This window comes from Mycolicibacter sinensis (genome assembly GCF_001667945.1).
In the GTDB taxonomy this organism is placed as follows: domain Bacteria; phylum Actinomycetota; class Actinomycetes; order Mycobacteriales; family Mycobacteriaceae; genus Mycobacterium; species Mycobacterium sinense_B.
Window position 1 is genome coordinate 1 of sequence record NZ_LZJK01000117.1, and the last position, 613, is coordinate 613.

Annotated in this window: 1 pseudogene; it reads left to right on the forward strand. The window is 71.1% G+C overall.

Features of this window, described 5'->3' with window-relative positions:
• Nucleotides 1-613 (forward strand): annotated as a pseudogene (locus A5694_RS24120) (hypothetical protein); the annotation flags it as partial.

Genomic DNA, 613 nt, shown 5'->3' on the forward strand with positions numbered 1-613 from the left:
CGCTGCCGGCCGCCGGGCCCGCGCAGGCGGATTGGGATTGGATGTTCGCGGCCGCGGAACCGGTGGCGGTCGCCGGAAGCGCGGCGGGCGGTCTCGACCTGGGCAGTCTGATGGCGCTGGCTCAGTCCTTCACCGATCAACTTCCCCCGTCGACGAACAAGCTGTTCTCCGACGTCATCGACGCAGTGCTGGCCTGGCCGGGACCGGGCCAGTCCCTCGACGCCACCGACTGGGTGAACCAACTCCTCTACACGCCGCTGCACAACGGGCTGAACGAGTGGATTGCCGACCCGTTGGGCGAGCTCAGCATGGGCTTGGTCAACGCACCGTTTGTCGCCCTCTTCGGCCGCGATCTGATCGGCGACGGGATTGACGGCTTCGACGGCGTCAACTCCAGCCTGTTCGGCCAGTGGGGCTGGTTCGGCGACGCCGGTGACGGCGGGTTCCTGTTCGGCAACGGCGGAGCCGGTGCCGACGGTGGTGCCGGCGGCGACGCGGGACTCTTCGGCCACGGCGGGGCCGGCGGTCTCGGTGCTATCGGCGCCGCCGGCGGCGATGGTGGTGCCGGCGGCTGGTTCATGGGCATCGGGGGAACCGGCGGGGCCGGCGGCGT